This window comes from Legionella donaldsonii (genome assembly GCF_900452385.1).
Classification (GTDB): domain Bacteria; phylum Pseudomonadota; class Gammaproteobacteria; order Legionellales; family Legionellaceae; genus Tatlockia; species Tatlockia donaldsonii.
In genome coordinates this window covers 1,427,840-1,454,000 of the sequence record NZ_UGOA01000001.1, presented here as the reverse complement: position 1 = coordinate 1,454,000, position 26,161 = coordinate 1,427,840, and the positions used below count along the sequence as shown (strand labels likewise).

Sequence of the window (26,161 nt, the reverse complement as noted above, 5' to 3'; positions counted from 1 at the left end):
CCTTTATAAACAAGGATAGAGTTTAATTTCGCTTATCTCGAACATGACACTTTCAAACCCGTCCTGACTGTTTGTATAAATTAATTTTCTCTAAGCCATCATTGAGCTTGAACTGAACAATCAATAACGTGTAAACTGGGCTAAATTATTTAACTGGTCGACTAACAGGAAGGGTTCAGCGTTGGCTAAAATTATTGTTGTCACATCAGGTAAAGGTGGTGTAGGTAAAACGACTACTTCCGCAGCTTTGTCTTCCGGTCTTGCCATGCGAGGCCATAAAACAGTAGTTATCGATTTTGATATAGGATTGCGAAATCTTGATATTATCATGGGCTGCGAACGACGTGTTGTCTATGATTTTATTAATGTTATTAATGGTGAAGCAAGTCTGAACCAGGCATTGATAAAAGATAAGCGTCTACCGCATTTATCTATTTTGCCCGCATCACAAACTCGCGATAAAGACGCATTAACACTGGAAGGTGTTGAAAAAGTTTTAAACGATTTGGCCAAAGAATTTGATTATATCATTTGTGATTCTCCAGCGGGTATCGAAACAGGCGCTCATATGGCAATGTATTTTGCTGATCATGCCATCGTTGTGACAAATCCTGAAGTATCATCGGTACGTGACTCCGATCGAATTTTGGGTATTTTAGCCAGTAAAACCAAACGTGCAGTTGAAAATAGTACACCAATTCAGGAACATTTGTTGTTGACTCGTTATGATCCTGAACGTGTCGAAAAAGGTGATATGTTATCTGTTGATGACGTTAAAGAGATTCTCGCGATTCCTCTCATTGGTGTTATTCCTGAATCAAAAGCTGTTCTTAAAGCCTCTAATACGGGTACACCGGTTATTCTTGATGAAGCCAGTGACGCTGGTCTTGCCTACCAGGATGCCATAGCCCGCTTTCTGGGGGAAACCAGACCTATGCGTTTTGTTCAAAATGAGCGGAAAGGCCTATTGCGCCGCTTGTTCGGTAAAAACAAGGAGGACGTACCAGCATGAGCCTATTTAACTATCTGAGAAAACGTAACAGTACTGCTTCAGTCGCCAAAGAGCGTCTGCAAATTATCATTTCGCATGAGCGTTCTCAGCGTAATACACCTGATTATTTGCCCAAACTGCAGGAAGAAATTCTGGCAGTCATTGCCAAATATATTCGTATCAACCGGGATCAGGTCAGTGTGAATTTAGAACGTATGGGTGATAATTCAGTGCTTGAATTAAATGTTACTATGCCTGATGAGGCCGTAGAAAACGCTTAGACTACTCTTTGGCTGCCTGCTTATTTCCCCCTTCCCTGTGACAACGTTCATGGTCTGCTCCTTTATCAGTAAGGGGCACGAAAAGTTCCTCAATTCTACCTTCCTAATCCTGAATAATGAAAGTGCGATAACTCTTTGACTAAGGCGAATGTTAAGGTTTCTTTCCCTTAATTAGGACAGCAGCAACGTTTTCTACTTTCGACGGATTCTTGCTTGGTTCATACAGTTTCAGATATCCTTTAATTTATTTAATTATATTTAGTTGAGTAAAAGGATGGCTGTTACTGCCAGGACTAAGGGAATAATTTATATAGCTATTAGCTATATAATCTTCAGTGCTGATGAACCAGTAATTGCCAAGCTTATTCAGCTTGGTCAAAATAACACAATACATGGCCATAACCCGATCTCATTTTGTAATTTATTATTTGCAGGAAGTTTAATTGGTGCAATAACACTCTTCATCCTGCAGTATAAAAATTTTAAAGCGTTTAATTTCAAAAAATTGACAAGTATAGAATGGCTATGGATTCTTGTAAGCGCTCTTCTGATTGGTTTTTTTACACCAACTTTTTTCTTCTTTGGCATTATGTATACAAACGTAATTAATGTTATCCTTCTTTCGACCCTTCAACCCCCCTTGACCTTGTTTGCTGGATGGCTTTTTTTTCGCGAAAAACCAACCATTCGATTGGTTATCGCTTCAGTAATTACAATGACAGGGAGTGCTGCGATTGTCTTACTTCAACCATGGCTCTCTATCACAAATCCAGTCTCACAGGCATCCACGCCTCACCTTGGGGAAATTTATGTGATACTTGGCGTTGTCTCAAGTACCTTCTCCACGTTAATCAGTTTTCATGCAATTAGAGCACTTCCTGGGGGAATTTTTAATACTCTACGGATGGGACTAGGGGCTGTTTTTTTCTTTTTAATTGCCGTCATGATGTTTGGGTGGTCCCATTTCGCTGATCTTTTCTCTCCCTTTCTCTGGAAGTGGATGCTATTTTATGGCAATGTCATTGTGGCACTGGGAATGCTCTTTAATTATTTAGGAATGCAAAGAATTAAAGTAGTGGATGATGTTATCGCTGCATCCTTTGTCCCCGTCTCATCAATTTTCTTTTCTTATTTGATCTTAGGGATAGCACCCGGAATCGCGCAACTTATTGGAGGTATTATAATTTTAACCGGTATAATACTTGCAGTTAGAGAGCAGATTGTCACTCTTTAAGGCTTTGTTGCTTCCCCCCGCAGGAGGAAGACCTGAAATAAAATACGCTGCTATTCTGGAGGCGGCATCCCAAAAAACGAGAGGGATGCACGGCAATGAGTATCTAATCAAACTACTTCAGTCGCTAAACCATCCTGAGTAGGGATTTTTTTCTTAGATTGATTAAATAGATTATCTATTGGCTGTCGACGCAATTCGTCATCGCTGAAATCGTCAACCGCAATAATTTGCTGTCTGGCTTGCTCAGCCTCTCTAAGTTGTGCTGCCTGCTTGACATCCAAAATACCGGCATGCTCAGCTTCATCAATTTGTTCAAGTAATGTTAACGACGTCAGTGTACCTTCTTTAACTGCCTTGCCAACTTTTCTCTCAAGCTCTTCAACAGCGCATATTTTATGGAACGTTTCTTCCAAACGTCCTAAAGGACAGTTATCCAGCGGCTCAACAAATACAAATCGGGTTAACCGTGTACGCGCTTCATTGGGTTCAGTGAGTAAGTGTGCCAATTTTTTCCCCAATTTGTCAGAAGGTCTGTGCCGTTGACTGCCCAAAGGTTGCAGCAACAATTTCAACACAATACGAGCCCAACGCGCTGGGAAATTCGCTATTACACCGTGAATTGCCAATTCACACTCATGAAGTAACTGTTGACAACTCCACTCCACCAAAGGGATATCAGCCTCAGGCTCACCATCATCATGAAAGCGCTTTAATACCGCAGAAATTAAATATAAATTGCTAAGTACATCACCTAAACGCGCTGAAATTTTTTCTTTACGCTTTAATTCCCCGCCCATCACTACCATTGAAAAATCAGCCAGGAAAGCTAAATTAGTGCTGTAGCGATGTACTAGTTGATAATACCGCGCTACTGAACTTCTTGGTGTAGCAGTAAAACGCGCATCAGTGAATGCAAAAATCAGCGATTTGGTTAAATTAGCCAGTACAAATCCTGCATGTCCCCAAAAAGCACTATCAAAAGCAGCAAGATTGTGTTCCCGTACACTTTCCAATTCGCGAAATACATAAGGATGACAGCGAATAGCCCCCTGTCCAAAGATAATGAGACTACGCGTTAAAATATTGGCTCCTTCAACGGTAATACTGATAGGTGCATTTTGGTAACCACGGCCGAGGTAATTATTAGGTCCAAGACAAATCCCCTTTCCGCCATGAATATCCATGGCGTCCATCACTAATTGGCGGGCTCTCTCTGTCGTATTGTATTTCAAGATAGCGCCAGCAACGGAAGGTTTAGCACCATGATCTATCGCTGCTGCAGTCATGGTTAACCCGGCATCAATAAGATAAGTATTAGCAGCAATACGGGCTAACGGCTCTTCTATGCCTTCAAAATTAGCAATTGCCTGGTTAAATTGCTTACGTACTCTAGCGTAGGCACCACTTACCAATGCCCCCGCTTGTGATCCGCCCGCAGCACTTGAAGGCAAAGAAATCGCTCTGCCAGCACTTAAACACTCCATTAACATCCGCCAGCCAGCACCAGCCATTTCAGCACCGCCAATGAGGCAATCAATCGGTACAAAAACATCTTTTCCCTGTGTCGGTCCATTCAAGAAACCGGTGTTTAATGGGAAATGACGACGTCCTTTTATAACGCCGGGTGTATTGGCAGGAATTAAAGCACAAGTAATACCAACATCAGTTCCTTTACCCAGTAAATTATCTGGGTCAAAGAGACGGAATGCCAAACCAATCACCGTTGCTACCGGACAAAGCGTTATGTACCGTTTACTCCAGGTTAAACGTACGCCTAACACCTCTTGGCCATTAACTTCCTGACGGCAAACGATACCCTTGTCGGGGATAGATGCAGCATCAGAACCTGCATTTGGACCTGTCAACGCAAAACAGGGAATTTCCCGGCCGTCTGCTAAACGTGGCAAATAAAATTCTTTTTGCTCCTGAGTACCATATTTCAATAATAGTTCTGCAGGACCTAATGAGTTAGGTACTGAAATAGTACTGCCAACAGTCACGGAACGGCCATAGATTCTGGCTAAAATGGACATCTGTGCCGTTGCAGAGAAATCAAGGCCACCAAAATTTTTGGGTATAATCATCCCCAGGAAACCTTTGTCTTTAATAAATTGCCACATTTCAGGAGGCATATCTGTTCTTACATGGGTAATATCCCAATCATCAATCATGCGGCATAATTCATTGACCGGACCATCGATAAAAGACTGTTCTTCCGCTGTTAATTTAACAACTGGTGCCCGAAGCAAGGCATCAAAATCAGGTGAACCGCTAAATAAATCCCCCTCCCAACTCACTGTACCAGCTTCTAAGGCCTCGCGTTCAGTGGAAGACATGGCTGGCATTGCTTTACTGACGACAGCAAATAGGCGGCGAGATAACAAGGTCCTCCGTAATGGTTTGATTGCGCAAAGAACAAATGTTGCTAAAACAGCCCATAGAAAGAACTGTGCTACAAAACCGGGGGAACCATAGCGCACAAGCAATAATGCAAACAAAGCATAACTTATAGCCCATACAGCAAGGGAAGCCTGCCTGGCCAGTAATAAAAGAGCGCCACTCACCACCGCCAGAACAATCAGACTATGCAACACTGTTTTCTCCTTTCAGTAAACAATCCTTGAATTCAATTGAAATTACAACAACACGATAATGTGCAGCAAAAAACGGAGTAAGGCAATATTTGCCAATACCTTATTTGTGCAATAAATACCGTCATTTCAGTATAGCATTAAGTAACGTGGAAATTTGCGTTGCCAGTTGAGTTGGATGCTCCATAGGCAACATATGTGTCCCCTCTACCTTACAACATAAAATATGGTAATGTTTTTTCATATAGCGCACATCAAGTCTGTCTACTACAGTACTTTTATTTCCATAAATCAAAGCGACAGGAACTTTCGCCTTTCCAGCGTAAGCAGGCAAGATATGCGGGATCGTACGATAAATCAAATATTCAATGTGGCGATCAAAACGGAGTACATATCCTTGGTCTGTTTGTTGTAAGCCATAATCAATATAGTCTTGCAAACAAGCGTCCGTAAAAGTTTGAAACAATTCCCGACCCTTCAAATAAGCCAACAATTGCTCTCTATTTTGCCAATGCTCCCTACGGCCACGCGTACGGCCAGCCGGGGTTATCCTGTCAATTACCCCAAGTGCTTTAGCAAGACGTACCATGCTTGATTTAAAATGCCCCAGAAGCGGTGAATCCACCATAATAACTGCTTTAAATAACTGGGGCTCCTCAATCGCTGCCAAGAGATTCAATACACCGCCAAGAGAATGTCCAAGGCCAATCACGGGTTGACTGGCCTGTTTTTTGATGCTGGCAATGACTTCTTCAACCAGAAAATGCCAATTCTCGGTGACAGGGAATTGAGGGTTATGGCCAATCCTATCGATGTAACAACAATCATATTGCTCTTCTAACTTATCCAGTAATTGCTTATAACAAAGCGCAGGAAATCCATTACCATGAGCAAAATGAATCAATTCTTTCACGAAACCACCAGTTTATGGCTTTCTCGCTTCAATGAAATAATCGCATAAGTAAAATAAATCGATAAAACGATAAGCAAGACTATACCAAACCAATTAAACAACCACCCCATTGTTAACATAAATAACAACAATACAATCTGAGGTGTTGAACTGACTATCAATAATCGACTGGCTTGTTTATAGCCAAGGGATAATTTAAGAAAGAGCTTCGCTACAAATTGTCCCATGAGAGCAAAGGCCAGAAAAAAAACGAGGTACATAGCGAAGAAAATCAATGCCACCATAGGATAGATAATCGCAGCAGAAAGATATTTAACACGGTCAATCCCGGAAGATTTCACCCAACGCTTACCATCGAAAACCTCGTTCACTTGTTCACTAATTGTTTGGACAAAAAGACTGCTCTCAGAAGCAACTGGCCCTTTGGAAAAAAAGAATTGCGGAGAAGGAAAACGGTACATAAATTTATTTTTGGTAATGAGGGTCGTCAAATGCGGATAAGTATTATCAATAGTCTGTACCTTACCTGTCGTATCAACAATCAAAACAACCTGACCAGATTTATTCTTTACCATATAGGGCATTGGCTTATCGAATGACACTTTACCATTTTGAATGTAAATTGAAGGTAGCTGTTCAAGTGGTTGAATCATCTCTTCGTTAATAAAACGATTAAAATCAGATGTAACACGCATGGCAAAGGGAATAGAAACAATAAACATCAGCAGTAAAAGATAAAGAAGGCCAAACCCCTTCCATCGTTTCCCCACGTCGACATAAAGACGGCTACTAAAAAAAGAAAGATAGAGAGCCTGCCAGTAATTATAAAAAGGAGTATCAATTTCGCGTAATGTCTTCGTTTGCTCAGTCATGCCAGCCTCCCAATCGCAATCCGGTTTTTTGATGAAATAGATTAGCTTTATTTACAAGAACTTCCAAGGCAAGTTGCTCCTCAACTATCTCAGTATCAGCAGTAATTTTTACTGAAAAGCGGGCTTTTCCACAATAACTCATCACTTGCATGAGTTTGTCAGCGCCCATATCATCAATAAATTCTATTTTTACTGGAATTGCCCCAGGTTTATTCCTGACAGTAAGATTTAAATGCTCAGGCCTTATTCCCACTACTACCCCCGTCCCACAAGTCAGAGATTCCTTCAATACAGGTAAGGATAGCTCAATCCCCATTTCTGTGACTACTTTCTGTTTCGCCAGATCGATCTTTGCAGGTAAAAAATTAATTGGATAATGCCCAGTGAAGCCAGCCACAAACAGTGAAGCCGGCTGTTGGTATAACATCTGTGGAGAACCGATCTGCTCAACCTGCCCTTTATTTAAAACCAATACCCGTGACGCCATTGTCATTGCTTCAGTCTGATCATGCGTTACGTATAAACAAGTAGTACGGAGTTGTTGATGCAGTTTTTTAATTTCATAGCGCATTTCTGCCCGTAATTTTGCATCCAGGTTAGAAAGAGGTTCATCAAATAAAAACACAGCAGGTGAACGAACAATAGCACGTCCCATTGCTACTCGTTGGCGTTGCCCTCCGGAAAGTGCCTGTGGTTTACGCAGTAAATAATCCGAGAGCTGCAACATTGCAGCAACCTCGTGCACTCTTTGCTGGATCTGATTCTTCTTCATCCCACGCATTTTCAAGCCATAGGCCATATTATCGTAAACCGTCATATGCGGATAAAGCGCATAGTTTTGAAAAACCATTGCCATATCACGCTTGGAAGCAGGAATTTTGTTAACACATTGATTATTAATCAGAATACTGCCATTACTGACGGTATCCAAACCTGCAACAAGACGCAGCAAGGTTGATTTGCCGCAACCAGAAGGCCCAACAACAGCGACAAACTCACCTTTCTCAATACTTAAACTGACTTTATTGAGAATAGGCTGTTGGCCATAGAATTTGCTCACATCCACTAAGTTTACTGTTGCCATTAATGCGTTAACCCCTTTTCAAACCAACGTTGCATGGTAAGTACTACCAAGCAAGGTGGTAACAAAGCAATCAAGGCAACCATCATAATGTAATGCCATTGAGGGATTTGATCAGCTACTCCCGCTAAATAACGAATACCCATCACTATCGTTGCCATATTAGTATCTGTGGTAATTACCAATGGCCAAAGATACTGGTTCCAACCATATACAAAAAGAATAATAAACAAAGCAGCAATCTGTGTCTTGGATAAAGGCAAAAGAATATCTAAAAAAAATCTCAAGGGCCCCGCGCCGTCAAGTTTAGCTGCGTCAATAAGTTCTTTAGGAATCGTTTTAAAAAACTGTCTAAACAAAAAAGTAGCGGTAGCAGAAGCCATTAGCGGTAAAGTTAAACCGGCAAAGGTATTCAACCAGGCAAAAGAAGCGATGACTTGAAAAGTTGGTACTATTCTTACTTCGACAGGTAGCATCATGGTGGAGAAAATTAATGCGAAGCAGAGCTTTTTAAAAGGGAATTCGAAATATACCAGCGCAAAGGCTGAGCCGAGAGCCAAAATAATTTTTCCTCCAGCAATTAAAATTGCCATTAACAAACTATTAAGCAACATCTGCCAGACTGGTTGACCACCTGTTACTACCAAGCCCTCCGTGAGCACCGCTTTCAGGTTGTGAAAAAAAGCAGTACCAGGCCAGATAGGCAAGGGCGCCTGCATCATAGCAGTTCCCTCATGACTAGCCGCTACCAAGGCCAGATATAAAGGTATGAATAAAACAGCGATAGCTAAACACAATAACCCGTGAATAAGGAGACGATTTAATGTTTTCATTCGTAATGCACCTTTTTTTCAAGGTAACGGAATTGGATTAGCGTGAGGGCGACAACCATAAACATGAGCATCACCGATTGAGCTGACGAGCTACCTGGATCCATACCGACAAAACCATCTTTGTAGACTTTATAAATTAAGGTTGTGGTACTGCTACCCGGCCCGCCATTAGTCATTACATCAATAATGCCAAAGGTGTCAAAGAAAGCATAGATCAAATTCATGACCAGCAGGAAAAAAGTGGTTGGCGATAATAAAGGAAAAACAATTTGCCAAAATCGCCGCCAGGCTGAAGCACCATCAATGATAGCCGCTTCAATCAAAGCGGTGGGAATCGCCCTAAGCGCCGCAAAGAAAAAAAGAAAATTATAACTAAATTGTTGCCAACTTGCTGTCAATACCACAACGAGCAAAGCCTGTTTGGCGTTAATCAAATAATTAAAATTAATCCCTAACGCTTGTAACGCATGCGCCAACCAGCCAATCGTAGGTTGACACAAAAAACGCCATAATATAGCCGCTACCGCAGGCGCAACAGCATAAGGCCAAAGAAATAAGGTTTTATAGAGGCGCTGACTCTTTTTCCGGCTCTGTACAAGGACCGCCAACAACAGCCCTGAACTCATTGTCAGTAGCGTTACAAAGACAGCAATGACTATAGTTACCAGAACTGCTTTGCCATAGCCAGGGTCTTTAAATAAATCAAAAAAATTAGCGAGGCCAGCAAAACGATTATGCAAGCCGAAAGCATCACTAAAAAAAACTGATTGAATCAGCGCGCTGCAGGCAGGCCAGATAAAAAATAACAAAGTAATGAGCAGTTGAGGTAGTATAAACATCAACGCTACTTTCTTATGCTGCGTGTATTTTGCCATCAGCCACCAAATTACTAGCTAATCCGCAAGTATATAACGAAGACTTTTCATTTTGCGAGTCTTAATAAGTCAAGAAATTGTAAGTACCAGGGTTTGTTAACATTTCCCTAGCTTGAGTCGTAACGCATTGATTTACGAGCAGCGAAGCGCAGGAAATCAATGCTTTTCGGCCTGGATAGTAGAAATGTTAACAGCCCCTAGAATCTGTTTTTGAGAAGCTTTATAGTACTGTTTCTACTAGCCAATAAGAAAGTCCCTTATGCGCTGCGTAATCATAGAGAATCCAGGCCCTGAAAGCCGCTTACTTATCAAAGAAGAAGCAAAGCCAATCTACGACAAAGAACAGATTTTAATACAGGTAAAAGCGACCGCTTTAAACCGTGCTGATTTACTGCAACGTCGTGGCAAATACCCACCTCCACCTGGTGAATCAACCATTCCCGGGTTGGAAGTTGCAGGTGAGGTGGTTGAGGTCGGTTCTGCTGTGAAAAAATTTAAAACAGGGGACCGCGTTTATGGTTTAGTAGCTGGTGGAGGTTATGCCGACTATTGTTCTGTGCATCAAAATCTTGCTGCAATTATTCCAGAGCCCTGGGATTTTAGTTATGCAGCAGCCCTCCCCGAATCGTTAATGACGGCACATGCCACTATTTTTGTAATTGGACAACTAAAGCAAGGACAGACCCTATTGATCCATGCAGCCAGCAGCGGTATTTCTTCAATTGCAATTCAAATGGCCAGCCATTTGGGTGCCAAGGTCATTAGTACCATCAGTAGCCAAGAAAAAATGGACAAAGCCCTACACTTAGGCGCATCGACTCTTATTAATTATAATCAAGAAGATTTTGAAGCAGTCCTTGGCTCTGAGTCAGTCGATGTCATTGTTGATTTTATAGGCGGAAGCTATTTTCCCAAGCACTTAAGACTCTTGAAGCCACAAGGAAAATTAATCCAGATTTCCTGCATGGATGGCCATAAGGCCGAATGTGATTTAGCACTTCTCATGAGAAAACGGCTAGCGATTCATGGTTTTGTTTTACGTTCCCAATCCCTTTATGAAAAGGCCATGTTATGGAGAGCTGTACAGCAACAATGGCCTACAGCACTACTTAATAAGCATATCGTTCCCGTAATCGATTCTGAATTCAAGTTTGAAGACATCGAAGCGGCCCATGCCCGCATGTTAAATAACGCCCACTTTGGCAAGATCATTGTGCGTCTTGATTGAGGCGAGGCTAACATCCAAGATAAGCGGTAGAACTCCCTGATTACAGCCTTCGGCTTTCATCAAGGCTACCCAATAAGCCAGAGCTCGCCTGACCCAAGATCCCCAAAACAGCCAAGCTATGTTGGTTTCTTTAATAGGAGCAGCGAAGTACAGAAAATTAAACGATAATATGCCAGGAATAAGGACGGATTACTAGTTCGCTAGCTTGTGTGCCATAAGCGCCAAGATAGTAGAAATATTACCCGTCCTTACGTTGCATCCTTAAAGTGCGTTGTAGCAACTGCGTATAAATAGGTTCATTACCAGCCAATTGCACTACCGTTGTTGAAGTCAGACAACAAACCATTAATGGTAATATCAATAAATAATTTTGCGTCATTTCTACCACGAGAATAATACCGGTAATCGGTGCACGGACGGCTGCAGAAAATAACGCACCCATTCCAGCTACAGCAAACATCCCTGGATGGATAGTCGCATCATGGCTGAATGCTTCAAACAGGTAGGATGCAGCAACACCAAGTAAGGTCCCCAAGGCAAGCATAGGAGCAAAAATGCCCCCTGGCACGCTCGATGAATAGCAAAGCATGGTGGTAAAAAACCTAATAACAAATAATATTAACAAGGCTGAGAACGGTGGTGATAAGGTTAGAGAACGTTCAATAATATCGTAGCCGCCACCTACTGTTTGCGGGTAAGCATAAGCAAGATAACCGACAAACAATCCTATGAACAGCACGTAAACAACCCGTGTGTTAAATGTTAATCTATCGGTTAAAGACAACGTCTTCATCAATACTATATTAAATAGTAAGCCGACAAAGCCCACAACGATACCAAAAATAAAAAAGAACCATAATGATTGCAGGCTGGGTAAGGTAAAAATATCCATCGCGATTGCTGGTTGCGAACCAATAATACAATGCAAGGTTATAGTGGCTATCACACAACAAATAGCTACTGTTTTAAAATTGGTAAACGAAAAATTAAATTGACTGCGCATTTCTTCCAGCACAAAAAGTACACCAGCCAGGGGGGCATTAAAAGCAGTTGCCAACCCTGCTGCAGCACCAGCTGCAATTAATGTATCACAGCGTTCACGGGAAAGGCGCAAATAATCTCCCAACATAGCGCCAAGATTCCCGCCCATTTGGATAGTTGGCCCTTCGCGACCCACAACCATTTTTGCACAAATTGCCATCACTCCACCAATGAATTTCACCGGCAATAATCGGCGCCAAAAAATTTCACGCTCATGCAATAAAGTTCCTTCGATTTCCTGCACGCCACTGCCGGATGCTTCTGGTGCAAAACCTCTTACTAAAAACCAGGCAACAAAAACCAACATCATGGAAACCAGTGCCGAAACGATCCAAACTGGCCAGCCTTGAGCCGAAGTGACACGGAAGAACGCTTCAAGTAACTGATTGCCATAAGAAATCGCTATTTGAAAAAAAGAGCCAGCCAGACCTGTCAGAATTCCTAATAAGATCGCTGTTGCATAAATGACTAAAACTTTATCGCGCATTGCCCCTCACCATGTTCATTAAATTCCCTATAATGCGTAAGCCAGCTTGATTAGGCATAGACAGAATGGTTTCCGGATGAAACTGCACAGCATGCACAGGGAGTGTTTTATGAGACACTGCCATAACAATACCGTCACGACTCAAGGCTGTTACCCGCAATTCTTCCGGGACTTGCTCAAGTATTGCGTAGAGTGAATGATATCTCCCTGCAGTAAAAGAAGTACCTAAGCCCGCAAATAATCCGGTTTCATCTTTAACATCAATTTCAGAGGCCTTGCCATGCATCGGGTAAGTCAAAATACCCAGTTTACCACCAAAATATTCCACGATGCCTTGTAACCCCAAACAGACGCCAAACAAAGGGATCTGACGTTCAAGTACTGCTGTAATAGTCTGGTCTAACTTAAAATCGACCGGCTTTCCAGGACCAGGAGAAAGAAGAACCAGATCAAAATTTTGTTTTTGCAAATAATCCTGAGCATATTCGCTGCGAACAGTCAAAACTTCCGCCCCAGTCTGACGAACATAATTAGCCAGGGTATGAACAAAAGAATCTTGATGATCAATCAGTAATACGCGTTTACCAACCCCATTTTGCGGTATTGAACTAGTCAGTCCGACCTTAGCATGAGGCTTTTGCAAAATATCCAAGAACGCAGAGGCTTTTAATCTTGTTTCCTGTTCTTCAGCCTTTGGTTCTGAATCATAAAGTAAAGTTGCTCCTACACGAATTTCAGCTATTCCCTGTTGAATACGCATCGTTCTTAATACAAGTCCTGTATTTAAATTCCCATTAAAACCCAACCAACCTACAGCACCGGCATACCATCTACGTGGTGATTTCTCGTATTGCTCAATGAAATTCATTGCCCATAGTTTGGGAGCCCCAGTCACAGTCACTACCCACATATGTGTTAAAAAAGCATCCACAGCATCAAAATCCGGCCGCAAAATTCCTTCCACATGATCAACCGTATGAATCAAACGGGAATACATTTCGATTTGACGACGTCCTACAACACGAACACTCCCTGCTTCGCAAATTCTTGACTTATCATTTCTATCAACATCAGTGCACATTGTCAGTTCGGATGCTTCTTTCTCTGAATCCAGCAAAAGCTGGATATTGTGAGCATCCTCTATCGCGTCAGCCCCGCGCTTGATAGTGCCTGAAATCGGACAGGTTTCGACACGTCTGCCTTGTACGCGCACATACATTTCAGGGGAAGCACCAACTAAATATTCATCCTTACCTAAATTAAGGAAAAAACCATAAGGCGATGGATTAATGCGACGCATACGGGTAAAAATCGCCGAAGGTTGTTCCGAACAATGGGCATAAAAAGTTTGACTGGGAACCACTTCAAAAAGATCACCACGAGCAAAACGTTCCTTGGCGATCTCCACCAGTTTCGCGTATTCACCAGGCGCATGATCACACTCTTTTTCCGGTTTAAACTTAGGCTCATAAGACTTAAACTCGCCTTCTCGCGGCAGAGACTGAGTAGACTTTCCCTGGTATTGAAAATCATAACGGCGAATAAAAGCAATTTCTTTGCGATGATTAACTACATAAATTTCATCAGGAAGATACAAAACCATTTCCCGCTGTTCGGGCGAACGTTCTTTATGCTGCTCCAATTTTTCAAATTGAAAAATCAAATCATAACCAAAAGCACCATACAAACCTAAATAAGGTTCATCCGATTTAAAAAAAGCGATTAGCTGACGCAATACTGTGAATATGGAAGGCTGATGACTCCGCTCTTCCTCACTAAAAATTTGTTGCGTTCCTTGCACCTTGAGTATGCAACATTGCAGGGATTGCTCAGAAATTATTAATTCCTTGCTTGCTTGCAGTAAAGGTAAAATCATCGCCAATAAAATTTCACCGCGCTTGTTCAAAGCCTCCAAACAAATTTCGTCTACTTTACATGTGACTGCCAGGGGCGGGTTATAAAAACCGATATCCCAACAGGTATAACGTCCGGGGTATTCAAAACTCGAGGCAAATAATGCCCCTCGATGCGTATCAAGCCGCTCGAGAAGTGGCTCAATAGCATTTTCATAGGCCAAAGTATGCTCTTCATACTCGATATGAATTCCACCCGTGGTTTTTACCTGTTGTAACATCGCTAATACACTCAATCAAAAAAACAATAATAGGTTCCATCCATTCTACTTTAAAACCCAGCCTCTGCAAGAAATAACGAGGAATCCAACTCATCAGGCAGCTTCACGGCTTCCAAAGAAAAGCAGCCTGTATTCAGGGGTAAAAGTCGACACCTCTAACCAAGTAAATCGGCGGTTATCACTGGAAGCTGGTACCAAGCATTTGTTACAGGAAAAACTCCGTAGGAAGGGGATTGTATCTTGTGAGCAGCAGGGTATAATTTTTTTTCACTCTTGCGGGAAAAATGATGTTTAAAAAAACTGATTTAGAAAATATTGCACAACTTGCTTACCTCGATCCGGAGGCTGGTGAGGACACACAACTCGCTGAAGAAGTTGGTGCGATTATGGATTTTGTCGAACAGTTACGCCAAATCCAAACAACGGGCATAGCGCCCCTTTTTCACCCTTTTGATTTACACCAGCGACTGAGAGAGGATGCAATCAGTGAGGAAGATTGCCGTCAGCAATTGGCAGAAATTGCACCACTGTTTGAGGATGATTTGTATCTCGTTCCCAAAGTAATCGACTCAGGACAATAAGCTTATGCACAAGCATTCTTTACGTGAATTAATTCTTGGTTTACAACGACGTGAATTCTCAAGCACTGAGTTAACCCAACATTATTTGAATCGGATTCGACAACACCAAGAACTCAATAGTTTTATTAGTATTGACGAAGAAGCTGCTCTTAACTGTGCAGCTAAAGCGGATAAACAATTACAAGCTGGGAAAGCCAAGTTACTGACTGGCATCCCTATAGCACATAAAGATATCTTCTGTACGCAATCATTGCCCACTACCTGCGGATCAAAGATGCTGGCCAATTTCCATGCCCCCTATCAGGCTACCATTGTTTCAAAACTGGAAGCCGAAGGTGTTGTTGTTTTAGGTAAAACCAATATGGATGAGTTTGCCATGGGGTCTACCAATGAAAACAGTTATTTTGGTGCAGTAAAAAATCCCTGGGATCTTGAACGAGTACCTGGCGGCTCTTCGGGTGGTTCTGCAGCGGCTGTTGCGGCACGCCTTATCCCCTTTGCAACCGGCTCTGATACTGGTGGCTCTATCAGGCAACCTGCTGCTTTTTGTGGTATTTCGGGGATTAAACCGACCTATGGCCTAGTCTCCCGGTTCGGTATGGTAGCTTATGCCTCAAGCCTAGATCAGGCAGGGCCAATGGCTAACAGTGCGGAAGAATTAGCCTTGGTTTTACAAGCAATGGCAGGTTTCGATGCGAATGATTCCACTTCAGTCTCCTGCAAGATTCCTGATTTTTCTGCAGCCTTGAACCAACCTATAAAAGGATTACGCATAGGTTTACCCTCCTGTTTTTTCCAGAAAGAAGTTGAAGCTGATATTCAACAAGCCATACGTGATGCCGTCAAACTATTGCAATATGCAGGCGCAGAAATTGTGCAACTTGATTTAACACTGCAACCTTTATGGGTGCCTTGCTATTATGTCATTGCCTGCGCAGAAGCATCCTCGAATCTGTCACGCTATGATGGTATACGCTTTGGCTACCGTAGCAGTAAAGGCAATAGCTTAAAAGAGTTAATTACGAACTCTCGAAGTGAAGGATTTGGTAGGGAAGTTAAACGCCGTATCCTTACGGGTACCCATGTCTTATCCTCAGGCTATTTTGACGATTATTACCTGCAGGCTCTAAAAATCAGGCGTTTAATTCAAAATGAATTACAAGACGTTTTACGCCAGGTTGATGTCATACTTGGCCCTACCACACCGACTTGCGCTTTTAAGCTAGGTGAAAAAACTGATCCGATACAAAACTATCTGGCCGATGTATTTACGGTAGCAGTGAATTTGGCTGGTCTCCCCGCCCTTTCTATTCCTGCAGGGTTCAGCAGGGGTTTACCTATTGGTATGCAATTAATCGGCAACCATTTTAGCGAGGCACAATTACTCAATCTTGCTTATTTTTATCAACAAGACACCAACTGGCACCAAGCCAGACCAACCTATAAAGGGTGATATTTATGGCATGGGATACTGTTATTGGTCTTGAGGTTCATGCGCAATTAAAAACGCAATCGAAACTTTTTTCAGGTGCGGCAACCCGTTTTGGCGCGCAACCTAATTCACAAACCTGTTTTATTGATGCTGGTTTACCTGGCATTTTACCTGTGCTGAATCAGAAAGCAGTGGAAATGGCTATTCAGTTCGGCTTGGCTATTAATGCTGAAATCAATGATCACTCCTATTTTGAACGAAAGAATTATTTTTATCCGGATTTACCCAAAGGTTATCAAATAAGCCAATTCCAACGCCCTATTGTTAGTAATGGTTCTCTGCTTGTCGAAATGAATGATGGAAGTACGAAAAAAGTGACTATAGTCAGGGCTCATCTGGAGGAAGATGCGGGTAAATCACTGCACGACGCTCACCTGCAGTATACCGGGATCGATCTGAATCGCGCGGGTATCCCGCTGTTGGAAATTGTAACCACTCCCTGTCTTTTCTCTGCGGAAGAAGCAGTGAATTACCTTAAAGCCCTGCATCAGTTAGTTCGCTTTCTAGGAATTTGTGACGGCAATATGCAGGAAGGTTCTTTTCGCTGCGATGTGAATATTTCTCTCAAACCTGCTGGTTCAAACAAGCTTGGTACCCGCACAGAACTAAAAAATCTTAATTCTTTCCGCTTCATCGAGAAAGCAATTGCCTACGAACAAGCCAGGCATCAGGATTTACTCGAGAGTGGGCAAGCAGTTCAACAAGAAACAAGACTTTATTGTCCAACCACAGAGACTACGCAAGTTTTAAGATCAAAAGAAAATGAAAACGATTATCGTTATTTCCCTGATCCCGATTTATTGCCAATTCATATAACAGCTAAAAATCTGGCGGAAATGAAGCAAAGAATGCCCCCTTTGCCTGAACAAATTAAACAAACGCTAAGACAAAATAAATCACTACATCCGGATGATATTTATTTTTTACTATCCACCCCAACCACCTACCATTTTTTCCACACGGTAAAACAACTCTGTCATGCAGATGAAAAAACCATTATTAATTGGCTTAAAGGTAATTATGCAGCCGCACTTAATGAAACAAATCTTGATTTTGATAATCCACCCGTTTCTGCACAGTCCCTGGCTTCTTTGCTAAATCATCTTCATGAGCAAAAAATATCAGGCAAAATAGCCAAGGAAATTTTTGCCAAATTATGGGCGGGCGAAGGCAGTGTTGAAGACATCATTAAGAAAGAAGGTTACGAGCAAGTTGGTAACAACCAGCTTGAAGCACTTGTTCAGACAATCGTTCAGCAATATCCTCAACAAGCAGCAGATTACCGTGCTGGTAAAGAAAAATTACTGGCGTTTTTTGTTGGTCAAGTGATGAAACAAACTAAAGGACAGGCTAGTCCTGAGCAAATTAATCGTTTGCTAAAAACTTACCTGTCGCAAGATAACTAAACGACAACCCGCTTTTAAAGCGGGTTGTATTACTTTGATCAATAGGGCTTCACAATCACGGTTGAACCAACATCCATAAACTCCTGATTCAACCATTTTGCAGCGCCTGGTAAAACTCTTATGCAACCATGGCTGGCATTATAGTTAGGCACTTCATAAGCAGCATGAATAGAATAACCGCCATTGAAATGCATACAATAAGGCATTCTCGCACCACCGCCCGTTTCAATTGGGTAAATGCTGGAAGTACACTCCTCTCCTTTCTTGGAATAAACCCTGAAAGTTCCAGTGACTGTACGGCATCCTCGCCCAACGTCTTCACAATAGTCTTTACCCCCAGAGGCACTTCCTGTTTTAACGCGATTACCTTGCGCATCATAGGCAGCCCAAGCGGTCGCTTTCGGGTCAAAAATAAAGACTTTTCTACCCGTCGCTGGTCGTTTTTCCGGGAAATAGCTTGATCCTTTTGAATCTGACAGGTAACTTATGGTGTAATGCGTATAACCCGCATCATCCACAATTGAATCACGCCCCCCCATCGTGGAACAGGCGGCCGTCAACACACACAACGGTCCAATGATTAGTTGTTTTTTCATTGGTGAACCCTCCCTCTTTTTTTTATGTTATCGGGAGAATTTTGAATAAATTTAGGCTTTTTTATAAAAATTTTTAACTAATTGTTTTTTTTATAAACTTTTCGATCAATTAAAAGCTTTTTTGCAAACTCATCAGGAAGCATCGCCAAGATAGCTAAAGTGAGTTGTTTATCACTGCATTCAAAACAACCACCCCGAGGAGGCATGGCATTAAATCCGTTTTCGGTATGTTCTACCAGTTGCTTTAGCCCACCTTTAATACGAGCCTCCCAGTCCGCTTTCTGTTTCATTCCAGGGGCACCAAGAGGGATCAAAGGCTTTACTGCATGACAATTGCTACAAAAATGCTGTACGATTTGCTCACCTTCATTCTTACTGCCTTTGATGGAGTTTAGAAAGGCTTGCGGATGATGGCTTTCTGCACACGAAAACGTCGTTGTAAACCATCCACACAATACAATCATTATCAGTTTATAATGCAAACTCACCATTCCCCCTGAAAGTTGGCCCGTAATTTGCTTAAAAGCAGAATTCCTCTAAATGAGAACAATTTATGCTAAAACGCAGTATCCTAGTTTTTTTACTAATTTTTGCAAGCCCTTTATTACAAGCAGAAGCCATCCAATCATTAACCATCATTGAAGAGCGCATCACCCAGCATATACTTAATGCCTTAAACGCTTCAGAGCATAAAGATGTCCATATCTCAACCGGTAAAATCGACGCAAGATTAAAATTGCGTGCTTGTGATACCGATAAACTTGAAGTCTTTAACCCCTATCAAACGTCAATATTAAATGCCACCACCATGGGAATTAGGTGTCAAGAACCTGACAAACACTGGACACTCTATGTACCAATAAAAATAAGTGTACAAAAAACCATCCTGGTCGCTAAACGTCCTTTACTTAAAGGAGCCCAAATTGGTAAAGATGACATTGAAATCGCTACTGTGGATGTCAGTCAGCTAAAACAGGGCTATTTTACTAAAATGGAAGATATTATTGGTCTTGTTTGTAAACAAAATCTAATTCAGGGCAGTGCTTTTAATCCTGCAATTTTGCAAACAGCAGTAATAATTCACAAAGGCGAGCAAGTGAGCATCCAGGCAGTGGGTGAAATGCTTAGTGTAAGTATGGAAGGAATAGCCCTAAATGATGGTAGTTTAGGGGACATTATTAAAGTGAAAAATCTGTCTTCCAAACGAATTATTGAGGCCCAGATTCAGGCTAAAAAACAGGTTAGGGTTGCCATTTAAAAATGTTATTAAAATCATAGTGACTTCTGTTTAAAAATATGGTATAGGTTAAAAATTAAACGAAAATTACTAAAGATTTCACTACAGGAGCCGATAACAATCATGAGTGCAATTGAGAGTAATGTTATGGTCAACCCAATTAATGAGTCAGGCAATTTCAAACGATTAGAGGCAGACTCTCGTCCGCAGCGTACACAGCCCGCTGCTCAAGAAAGCCATGCCGAAGAAACTAATCTTGTTAGTCGGAGTGATACCTTAAAACAAATAGATGCACTCAAAGAATTTATTCGCGATGCCCAAGAGATCGATCAAGAGCGAGTAGCCTTTTTTAAAGAAGAACTTGCAGCAGGACAATACCACATCCGCAGCGACAATATTGCTCAAAAAATAATTGCTGATCTTGAAGTAAATTGATCAACACTGCGCCTGATTGAATAGTAGGCAACAACCTTCTATGTAAATCTTGCCTAATATGAATTATAAGGACGTAAAAATGACTCAATCCAAAGCCGCCCAATTAGTTGATTTACTCCAGCAAGAACTGACATGGCTTGATTCACTGATTGCTCTGTTATCTGAAGAAAAAAACGTCCTCATCCAGCGTCAATTCGATGCCTTAGAGTCATTAGCGGAACAAAAACAAGCGCTTTCCGAGCAGCTTGAACAAAGCGCCAAGCAACGTATTGAATTGCTCGCAATGAATCTGCATGACAATCAACCCAAATTAGCTTTACAAGCCCTTTTGCGAGCATGCTCAGTCGAAGAAGCCAATCAAATTCAACAATTAAATAACCAACTTGCAGAAAAGTTGCTTTCCTGCCGTGAATTGAATGCTGTTAATGGGCAAGTCATTACAAGTAATCTCAACACTAGGCAAGAAATCCTTGGTGCCTTAACAGGAAAAAATCAGGTCAATGCAACCAACCTTTACACAGCTAATGGCGATGTACAAAGCACCACAGCGACAAGCAGACATCAAGAAGCGTAAATTTTATTCAGAACAATAATAATTTATAATAATTGTCTGTAATTGATCATTTTTCCCTTAAAATATATAATCTGTTCTTTTTTTATCACGGAAAAACTGATTATGGCAAAAAATGTGCTTTTTAACTTCGTTGATTTTTATCTTGCAGCCTCCGAAGCTCCTCTCCCTAATTGCCAGTCTGTCAAGTTGGATTCCACTAAAGAAGAGCGCCTGTATTACCGCTTTGAGTTAGAACATACCCACCCGGTTGTACTGCAAGACGGCGAGTATCTTTTACTCGATCACCATGTCAGTGTTTACCAAACCGAAAACCAGGCAAACCCTTTCCTTAGTCAATATCACTACACGGCCTATTTCAAAGGGCGAGATGGAACAAGATATCAATTACATGTCTATTATAATGATCAAAACGACATGACAGTAAAACCTGTGTTTTCCATCCAGAATGAAACTGACGGCAGTTTCACGCCCTTCGAAAGCGAGCAGTTACAGGAAGACTTTATTAATTTGGCTCGTGCTTATGCTAAACCTCTGATTAAAAACATTAGGAAGCAACTGACTGATACGGTTAAAGCGTTAGAAACACAATATAGTGAATGGGACCGAGAGGCGTCTCTATTAGCCACCTCGATAGCTCATAATCATGAAAATTATCTGGCTACACTAAGGGAAGGTGCTGAAATAGCAAAACGCTTGGCACGATTAGTCAAGCATGATCATTATCAAAATGTTTATCGATATACACAGCGCATGATCACGGCGGTTACAGAGCGATATAAACTCTTGGAGACCGCCACAGAAACACACTCTTCATCTCTTGTAGTGGGTGAAAAAACCAGCAAAGAAACAGTGAGCCATTCTGGCGAAGTAAAACCATCCACCCCGAGTAAACAAGGAAATGCCAAGAAGGGACCAGTGAAAGTTAAACCCTCTCCCTTTGATAAAAAAGTTCAGCGGATTACTACAGAATTTAACAAACTGGCTAAAGAGAGTGATGAGATCTACGCCACTCAACTTGCTGATTTATTGGCAAGAATTAATGAACTCTCTTTAACATTAGAGGATAGCGAAACCCTTGTCTCTCTAAACTCATTAACCAAATTAAAAAATATACAGCAACAAGTGCAGAACGAAGGACAAAAATTATTTACGCGACTCGTGATAAAAGGTGAATTTAAAGTAGCGGAGCAAATGCCTTCTTTTTATTATCTTTTAGAAAATTACCTGGAGATGGCATTACTGACCAGAAATCATCGGTTATTAGATTTTATTTTGCAACATGGTGACGTTAATATTAATAACCAGGAAGTTACTGTCAAAGGGATCGTTTATCCTTCTGCCGTTCATTACTGTCTAAGCTGTGATATCAGGGAAAATCCAATCGCTGATTGTTTATCGGTATTGATAAGGCATGGTGCTTCCCTTTTTGGAAGCGATGAGAGCGGTTTGCCAATTGCTCATACTATCTTATCAACAGAAAACCACCCACTTAAAAAAGCGCTCACTGCCAATCGCGACAAAACGATAGAGTCAATTGCTTTCTATAAGCAATTAATATCAACCCTTAAACGCTATTTAGCGGAGCACCCCTCTTCCAGCACAGACGCCTCTATTGAAAAAGCAATCGAATACTACCAAACCAACATCGAAAGACTCCGACGTGTAGTACTTCCCACTAACTCCGGCGAAAGGAGGTTAAAAAGTCAATTGGATGCTTTTACGGATAAACATGATACAGACGTTATGGAAAGAGTTCGTCAAGATAAAGACGTGATCGCTTTACAAAAAAAAGTGCAAACCGCAGCAAATGCCTTCCACAAGAAGTTGGACTATAGACAACGCATGGCATTTGCTAAAGCAGGTTCACAAAACTTGACCAATATCGATAAAGCCCTAGAGTACTTCGGAGTTAAGTTTGATAACTTTGAGGAATTGAAACAGTTGACCATGGAATTTCTTCAGCATTCTTTAGTACTGATTGCAAAACAATCGGAATTAGCTGAATTACAAAAAAAGATTCGCGGTTTTCCTCTCAAATCAGGCAGGGCTCCCTCCAGCTATAGTCGAATGCTAAATGAACAGAGGCTATTACTCGACGAAATAGCAGAAATGGAAAATAAATATGCCGTAAAAGACATAGAGGAAATAAAAAATTTGGATGTTGAGCTTCAAAGTCTGACCAGGCTCTCTAACCAACTTAATAAAATTACAGATTCTTTGAAAGCGTTGAGCCAACTAACTTCTTTAGTTCCGAGTGACTTCAACCCTACTTCTGAAGTCGATGATGAAGGAGTTCAAGAAGAAGGCTTGCCAGGGATTAGCAACGTAAACACTATTTTTAATATGTTTGCACCGCTTCTCCAAGGCGTTGGCAGGGAGGCCAATACAGCAAATGGAATAACCGAAATAAACAACCCCTTTGCCAGCAATTCCTAAGGCCAAAGACCAGGCTAATCGACTTCAGTAAGCCTCTAAGAGGCTTACTGGCTTTCTCTTGCCAAAAACAGATTACGTCATCATAAAACCCTGCGTACTTAGCAATGCTGCATTCGCCTATGCTCATCTCTCCTCATCGCGCTAACAGCCACTGAGAATAAATTTTAATTGGATTTTTTATAGCAGCTGACACCGAAGTGATCTCGCAAGAGGCTTTGACAAACTTAATCGCTTAACGGGCTTGCATCCGTAAAGCACCATCGAAGCGAATGACTTCACCGTTGATAAAACTATTTTCAATAATATGTAGCACAAGTGCTGCAAATTCCTCTGGCTTGCCTAACCGTTTAGGGAACGTTACCGTAGCGGCCAAGCTGTCTTGTACTTCCTGCGGCATGTTGAGTAGCATTGGTGTCGCAATTAAACCGGGTGCTATCGTATTCACGCGAATGGCATGTTGCGCCAGTTCTCGCGCCGCAGGCAAGGTCATCGCGACAACGCCGCCTTTGGAAGCACTATAAGCAGTCTGGCCAATTTGCCCTTCAAAAGCAGCAATAGAGGCCGTATTAATAATGACCCCCCGCTCTTGCGAACCCGGTTCAAGTTCCAACGTGGCCATCGCAGTAGCTGCTACTCGCATGACATTGAAGGTTCCTACCAGATTAATATCAATAACCTGCTTAAAAGCAGCTAAAGGCATCGCACCTTCTTTACCTACCATCCGTTTAGCAGGTGCTATCCCAGCACAATTGATGCAAATTCTTGGTACACCGATTTGTACAATCGTTTTTTGCAGTGCCTGCTCAATTTCGTCGGCAGAACTCACATCACAAGTCACAGCAAAAGCAAATTCTTTGGCAGTACTAGCCGCTATCTGTTTATCCCAGATAACAACCCTTACCCCACGTGCAGTTAATGCTTGTGCACAGGCGTTGCCCATTCCTGAAGCACCACCGGTAATAACAGCGATTTGATTATCTAAATTCATTGTTTATCCTTTTGTTGTAAATAGGCTTTGCTTAATGCTTTGAATTGCGGTGTACCAGCCTGGCCAACCCATTCAAAAAATACCATTTCTGAAGTCACTAAATGAATACCAGCTTGCTCCATACGTCTAAGGCCATAACTATAATCAAGTTGACTTCTGCTGCTTACCGCATCAACTACGAGATAGACTTCGTAACCCGCTGTCTTCATCTCTATTGCTGATTGTAAAACGCACACATGGGCTTCGATACCGATTAAAACAAGTTGCTTTTTATTGAGCGCTTTTAAGCTCTGCTTAAAGGCGGGTTGTCGAAAACAGGAAAAGTGTACTTTTTCAAAACATTCACCTTGCGCAATCAGGGAATGTAAGGGCTCGACAGTGGCACCCAAGCCACTAGGGTATTGCTCACTGACTAACAAAGGGATTCCCAATTCTTTCGCCAGGTGGATGACCCATTGGCATCTCGCTACCAAGGCATCTGCTTCCTGGACAAAGGGGGTTAATTTTTCTTGCACATCAATCAATACAACACAGGACGTTTCTTTCTCTAACAGCATTCCTTTCTCCCACAGAAAAACAACATCTCAACGCAAACCCAGAGTGCTGTCAAATTTATTTGACAGCGTAGAGTGGAATCAATACAATGTAACAATGTTATATTACGTTAATACATTATCATGAAAGCACATCATAGCAACAAACAACATGCTACTCATCAACTCATGCATGCGATTAGTCTGCTAAACAATGCGGATGAAGCCTTGGCCTTCTTTACGGATTTATGCACACCCGCTGAACTTGAAGCCATGGTGGATCGCTGGGAAGTTGTTCCTATGTTGCAGCAAGGGATCCCCTACCGCAGCATTCATGAGCAGACAGGAGTCAGTGTCACAACGATAACTCGTGTCGCCCGTTGCCTGAGTTTTGGTAGCGGCGGCTATTCCTTAATTGCTGAACGCTTGGAGCAGTCGTGAAAAAACGTTTACGTATAGCCTTGCAGAAAAAAGGGCGCTTAGCGCAAGAATCCCTAAGTTTGTTGCAGAAGTGTGGTTTGAAATTTCGTATTAAAGAGAATGGTCTCCTTGCCCACGTTGATAACTTTCCCATTGATCTGCTTTTTGTTCGTGATGATGATATCCCAACCCTCATTTTTGATGGCCTCTGTGATGGCGGCATTGTTGGCGAGAATGTCTTGTTGGAAGCTGCTCTGAGTGCAACAACTAAATCCTATCAAACCATTTTAACCTTAGGAAATTGCCGTTGCCGTTTATCCATTGCAGTACCCGAAACGTTTGACTATCGTGGTCCAGGCAGTTTGGATGGTAAACGTATTGCTACCAGTTATCCCCTGCTGTTAGCACAATATTTAGCGAAAGAACAGATCTGTGCCGAAAGTCTTGTTTTGTCAGGTTCAGTTGAAGTAGCCCCCCGTATGGGAATGGCCGATGTCATTTGTGACTTGGTCTCCTCCGGTCAAACCCTGGAAGATAACAAATTAGTTGAAGTTGAAATCGTGCTGCATAGCCAGGCTGTTTTTATTCAAGCCGAGCACATTATGGATCCTTCGTTCCACGATTTATTTGCCATGTTGCAAAGACGGATCCAGGCTGTCCAACAAGCGAGTGAACGAAAATACATTCTTTTTCATGCACCAAAAATGGCCCTGGAGCGTATCTGTGAGCAGCTACCCGGTGCGGAATCACCGACCATTATGCCCTTGCCGGCTAATCCAGAGAAAGTAGCTGTCCACGTCGTTTCCAGTGAAGGTATTTTCTGGAATACCTTGGAAACAATTCAATCCCTGGGTGCCAGCTCAATCCTGGTACTACCCATTGAAAAAATGCTGGAGTGACTC

Annotated in this window: 25 protein-coding genes; 13 read left to right on the top strand and 12 right to left on the bottom strand. The window is 42.0% G+C overall.

Going from position 1 to position 26,161, the window contains the following annotated elements; genetic code table 11:
• Window positions 1–181: 181 nt before the first annotated feature.
• From minD to DYC89_RS06715, 3 genes are all read left to right on the top strand, one after another.
• Window positions 182–1,012 carry a septum site-determining protein MinD gene (gene minD, locus DYC89_RS06725; RefSeq protein ID WP_115221087.1) on the top strand — a complete coding sequence of 277 codons (831 nt, stop codon included), beginning with the start codon at window positions 182–184 and terminating at the stop codon, window positions 1,010–1,012.
• Window positions 1,009–1,272, top strand: coding sequence for a cell division topological specificity factor MinE (gene minE, locus DYC89_RS06720; protein WP_115221086.1), 264 nt, complete (start codon window positions 1,009–1,011; stop codon window positions 1,270–1,272). The genes minD and minE overlap by 4 nt, the downstream gene beginning before the upstream one ends.
• 274 nt (window positions 1,273–1,546) lie before the next feature.
• Window positions 1,547–2,506: a DMT family transporter gene (locus DYC89_RS06715; RefSeq protein ID WP_115221085.1), complete on the top strand. Its 960-nt coding sequence runs from the start codon at window positions 1,547–1,549 to the stop codon at window positions 2,504–2,506.
• 107 nt (window positions 2,507–2,613) lie between these two features.
• On the opposite strand, the gene DYC89_RS06710 is transcribed toward DYC89_RS06715, so the two are convergent.
• The 6 genes from DYC89_RS06710 to ugpA form a co-directional block, all read right to left on the bottom strand.
• The gene (locus DYC89_RS06710) at window positions 2,614–5,097 is read right to left on the bottom strand and encodes an acyl-CoA dehydrogenase (RefSeq protein ID WP_425451567.1); all 2,484 of its coding nucleotides are present in this window, start codon (window positions 5,095–5,097) and stop codon (window positions 2,614–2,616) included.
• A gap of 124 nt (window positions 5,098–5,221) precedes the next feature.
• A complete protein-coding gene (locus DYC89_RS06705; protein ID WP_115221083.1) occupies window positions 5,222–6,010 on the bottom strand; it encodes an alpha/beta fold hydrolase in 789 nt (262 codons plus the stop codon).
• Entirely contained in the window at window positions 6,007–6,882 is an 876-nt protein-coding gene (locus DYC89_RS06700) for a DUF1189 family protein (RefSeq protein ID WP_115221082.1), read from the bottom strand. Before DYC89_RS06700 ends, DYC89_RS06705 begins: the two co-directional genes overlap by 4 nt.
• Window positions 6,875–7,966: an ABC transporter ATP-binding protein gene (locus DYC89_RS06695; protein WP_115221081.1), complete on the bottom strand. Its 1,092-nt coding sequence runs from the start codon at window positions 7,964–7,966 to the stop codon at window positions 6,875–6,877. Before DYC89_RS06695 ends, DYC89_RS06700 begins: the two co-directional genes overlap by 8 nt.
• Window positions 7,966–8,796 (bottom strand): sn-glycerol-3-phosphate ABC transporter permease UgpE, encoded by an 831-nt coding sequence (gene ugpE, locus DYC89_RS06690; protein ID WP_115221080.1) that lies wholly within the window; start codon window positions 8,794–8,796, stop codon window positions 7,966–7,968. The genes DYC89_RS06695 and ugpE overlap by 1 nt, the downstream gene beginning before the upstream one ends.
• Window positions 8,793–9,671, bottom strand: coding sequence for a sn-glycerol-3-phosphate ABC transporter permease UgpA (gene ugpA, locus DYC89_RS06685; protein ID WP_115221079.1), 879 nt, complete (start codon window positions 9,669–9,671; stop codon window positions 8,793–8,795). Before ugpA ends, ugpE begins: the two co-directional genes overlap by 4 nt.
• A gap of 259 nt (window positions 9,672–9,930) precedes the next feature.
• Between ugpA and DYC89_RS06680 the strand changes: the two genes are divergently transcribed.
• Entirely contained in the window at window positions 9,931–10,899 is a 969-nt protein-coding gene (locus tag DYC89_RS06680; RefSeq protein ID WP_115221078.1) for an NAD(P)H-quinone oxidoreductase, read from the top strand.
• A 238-nt stretch (window positions 10,900–11,137) separates the two neighbouring features.
• On the opposite strand, the gene clcA is transcribed toward DYC89_RS06680, so the two are convergent.
• Both clcA and DYC89_RS06670 read right to left on the bottom strand, forming a co-directional pair.
• On the bottom strand, window positions 11,138–12,427 hold the full coding sequence (clcA, locus tag DYC89_RS06675) for a H(+)/Cl(-) exchange transporter ClcA (protein ID WP_115221077.1): 1,290 nt from the start codon (window positions 12,425–12,427) through the stop codon (window positions 11,138–11,140).
• Window positions 12,417–14,561: an anthranilate synthase component I gene (locus DYC89_RS06670; protein WP_115221076.1), complete on the bottom strand. Its 2,145-nt coding sequence runs from the start codon at window positions 14,559–14,561 to the stop codon at window positions 12,417–12,419. Before DYC89_RS06670 ends, clcA begins: the two co-directional genes overlap by 11 nt.
• A gap of 284 nt (window positions 14,562–14,845) precedes the next feature.
• On the opposite strand from DYC89_RS06670, the gene gatC reads away from it, so the two are divergent.
• Genes gatC through gatB form a run of 3 tightly spaced genes read left to right on the top strand, consistent with a single transcriptional unit; the run spans window position 14,846 to window position 18,040 of the window.
• Entirely contained in the window at window positions 14,846–15,142 is a 297-nt protein-coding gene (gatC, locus tag DYC89_RS06665) for an Asp-tRNA(Asn)/Glu-tRNA(Gln) amidotransferase subunit GatC (RefSeq protein WP_115221075.1), read from the top strand.
• Window positions 15,143–15,146: 4 nt separating this feature from the next.
• Window positions 15,147–16,595 (top strand): Asp-tRNA(Asn)/Glu-tRNA(Gln) amidotransferase subunit GatA, encoded by a 1,449-nt coding sequence (gene gatA / locus DYC89_RS06660; RefSeq protein ID WP_115221074.1) that lies wholly within the window; start codon window positions 15,147–15,149, stop codon window positions 16,593–16,595.
• 5 nt (window positions 16,596–16,600) lie between these two features.
• Window positions 16,601–18,040 carry an Asp-tRNA(Asn)/Glu-tRNA(Gln) amidotransferase subunit GatB gene (gene gatB, locus DYC89_RS06655; protein WP_115221073.1) on the top strand — a complete coding sequence of 480 codons (1,440 nt, stop codon included), beginning with the start codon at window positions 16,601–16,603 and terminating at the stop codon, window positions 18,038–18,040.
• Window positions 18,041–18,078: 38 nt separating this feature from the next.
• Here gatB and DYC89_RS06650 read toward each other — a convergent pair whose 3' ends face one another.
• Together DYC89_RS06650 and DYC89_RS06645 are read right to left on the bottom strand one after the other, a co-directional pair.
• Complete coding sequence (locus tag DYC89_RS06650; protein WP_115221072.1) at window positions 18,079–18,636, bottom strand: L,D-transpeptidase; 558 nt, start codon at window positions 18,634–18,636, stop codon at window positions 18,079–18,081.
• A 77-nt stretch (window positions 18,637–18,713) separates the two neighbouring features.
• Window positions 18,714–19,100: a c-type cytochrome gene (locus tag DYC89_RS06645; RefSeq protein ID WP_181879448.1), complete on the bottom strand. Its 387-nt coding sequence runs from the start codon at window positions 19,098–19,100 to the stop codon at window positions 18,714–18,716.
• Between the two features lie 89 nt (window positions 19,101–19,189).
• Here DYC89_RS06645 and flgA point away from each other — a divergent pair, with 89 nt between their 5' ends.
• From flgA to DYC89_RS06625, 4 genes are all read left to right on the top strand, one after another.
• Window positions 19,190–19,894: a flagellar basal body P-ring formation chaperone FlgA gene (gene flgA / locus DYC89_RS06640; RefSeq protein WP_115221070.1), complete on the top strand. Its 705-nt coding sequence runs from the start codon at window positions 19,190–19,192 to the stop codon at window positions 19,892–19,894.
• Window positions 19,895–19,996: 102 nt separating this feature from the next.
• Entirely contained in the window at window positions 19,997–20,308 is a 312-nt protein-coding gene (gene flgM, locus DYC89_RS06635) for a flagellar biosynthesis anti-sigma factor FlgM (RefSeq protein ID WP_115221069.1), read from the top strand.
• A gap of 79 nt (window positions 20,309–20,387) precedes the next feature.
• Window positions 20,388–20,882: a flagella synthesis protein FlgN gene (locus DYC89_RS06630; RefSeq protein ID WP_115221068.1), complete on the top strand. Its 495-nt coding sequence runs from the start codon at window positions 20,388–20,390 to the stop codon at window positions 20,880–20,882.
• Between the two features lie 102 nt (window positions 20,883–20,984).
• A complete protein-coding gene (locus tag DYC89_RS06625) occupies window positions 20,985–23,318 on the top strand; it encodes a hypothetical protein (RefSeq protein WP_115221067.1) in 2,334 nt (777 codons plus the stop codon).
• Between the two features lie 232 nt (window positions 23,319–23,550).
• Here the strand turns inward: DYC89_RS06625 and DYC89_RS06620 are convergent, their stop codons facing one another.
• Both DYC89_RS06620 and DYC89_RS06615 read right to left on the bottom strand, forming a co-directional pair.
• Window positions 23,551–24,306: an SDR family NAD(P)-dependent oxidoreductase gene (locus DYC89_RS06620; RefSeq protein WP_115221066.1), complete on the bottom strand. Its 756-nt coding sequence runs from the start codon at window positions 24,304–24,306 to the stop codon at window positions 23,551–23,553.
• Entirely contained in the window at window positions 24,303–24,863 is a 561-nt protein-coding gene (locus DYC89_RS06615; RefSeq protein ID WP_115221065.1) for a hydrolase, read from the bottom strand. Before DYC89_RS06615 ends, DYC89_RS06620 begins: the two co-directional genes overlap by 4 nt.
• Before the next feature lie 120 nt (window positions 24,864–24,983).
• Here DYC89_RS06615 and DYC89_RS06610 point away from each other — a divergent pair, with 120 nt between their 5' ends.
• A complete protein-coding gene (locus DYC89_RS06610) occupies window positions 24,984–25,280 on the top strand; it encodes a YerC/YecD family TrpR-related protein (RefSeq protein WP_115221064.1) in 297 nt (98 codons plus the stop codon).
• Window positions 25,277–26,158 carry an ATP phosphoribosyltransferase gene (gene hisG / locus DYC89_RS06605; RefSeq protein ID WP_115221063.1) on the top strand — a complete coding sequence of 294 codons (882 nt, stop codon included), beginning with the start codon at window positions 25,277–25,279 and terminating at the stop codon, window positions 26,156–26,158. Before DYC89_RS06610 ends, hisG begins: the two co-directional genes overlap by 4 nt.
• Window positions 26,159–26,161: the final 3 nt, after the last annotated feature.

Excerpts from the sequence above, each read along its gene's own strand:
- minE (WP_115221086.1), top strand. The coding sequence starts at position 1,009 with ATGAGCCTATTTAACTATCTGAGAAAACGTAACAGTACTGCTTCAGTC.
- DYC89_RS06715 (WP_115221085.1), top strand. The coding sequence starts at position 1,547 with ATGGCTGTTACTGCCAGGACTAAGGGAATAATTTATATAGCTATTAGC.
- DYC89_RS06700 (WP_115221082.1), bottom strand. The coding sequence starts at position 6,882 with ATGACTGAGCAAACGAAGACATTACGCGAAATTGATACTCCTTTTTAT.
- DYC89_RS06695 (WP_115221081.1), bottom strand. The coding sequence starts at position 7,966 with ATGGCAACAGTAAACTTAGTGGATGTGAGCAAATTCTATGGCCAACAG.
- ugpE (WP_115221080.1), bottom strand. The coding sequence starts at position 8,796 with ATGAAAACATTAAATCGTCTCCTTATTCACGGGTTATTGTGTTTAGCT.
- ugpA (WP_115221079.1), bottom strand. The coding sequence starts at position 9,671 with ATGGCAAAATACACGCAGCATAAGAAAGTAGCGTTGATGTTTATACTA.
- DYC89_RS06680 (WP_115221078.1), top strand. The coding sequence starts at position 9,931 with ATGCGCTGCGTAATCATAGAGAATCCAGGCCCTGAAAGCCGCTTACTT.
- clcA (WP_115221077.1), bottom strand. The coding sequence starts at position 12,427 with ATGCGCGATAAAGTTTTAGTCATTTATGCAACAGCGATCTTATTAGGA.
- DYC89_RS06670 (WP_115221076.1), bottom strand. The coding sequence starts at position 14,561 with ATGTTACAACAGGTAAAAACCACGGGTGGAATTCATATCGAGTATGAA.
- gatC (WP_115221075.1), top strand. The coding sequence starts at position 14,846 with ATGATGTTTAAAAAAACTGATTTAGAAAATATTGCACAACTTGCTTAC.
- gatA (WP_115221074.1), top strand. The coding sequence starts at position 15,147 with ATGCACAAGCATTCTTTACGTGAATTAATTCTTGGTTTACAACGACGT.
- gatB (WP_115221073.1), top strand. The coding sequence starts at position 16,601 with ATGGCATGGGATACTGTTATTGGTCTTGAGGTTCATGCGCAATTAAAA.
- DYC89_RS06650 (WP_115221072.1), bottom strand. The coding sequence starts at position 18,636 with ATGAAAAAACAACTAATCATTGGACCGTTGTGTGTGTTGACGGCCGCC.
- DYC89_RS06645 (WP_181879448.1), bottom strand. The coding sequence starts at position 19,100 with ATGATTGTATTGTGTGGATGGTTTACAACGACGTTTTCGTGTGCAGAA.
- flgA (WP_115221070.1), top strand. The coding sequence starts at position 19,190 with ATGCTAAAACGCAGTATCCTAGTTTTTTTACTAATTTTTGCAAGCCCT.
- flgM (WP_115221069.1), top strand. The coding sequence starts at position 19,997 with ATGAGTGCAATTGAGAGTAATGTTATGGTCAACCCAATTAATGAGTCA.
- DYC89_RS06630 (WP_115221068.1), top strand. The coding sequence starts at position 20,388 with ATGACTCAATCCAAAGCCGCCCAATTAGTTGATTTACTCCAGCAAGAA.
- DYC89_RS06625 (WP_115221067.1), top strand. The coding sequence starts at position 20,985 with ATGGCAAAAAATGTGCTTTTTAACTTCGTTGATTTTTATCTTGCAGCC.
- DYC89_RS06620 (WP_115221066.1), bottom strand. The coding sequence starts at position 24,306 with ATGAATTTAGATAATCAAATCGCTGTTATTACCGGTGGTGCTTCAGGA.
- DYC89_RS06615 (WP_115221065.1), bottom strand. The coding sequence starts at position 24,863 with ATGCTGTTAGAGAAAGAAACGTCCTGTGTTGTATTGATTGATGTGCAA.
- DYC89_RS06610 (WP_115221064.1), top strand. The coding sequence starts at position 24,984 with ATGAAAGCACATCATAGCAACAAACAACATGCTACTCATCAACTCATG.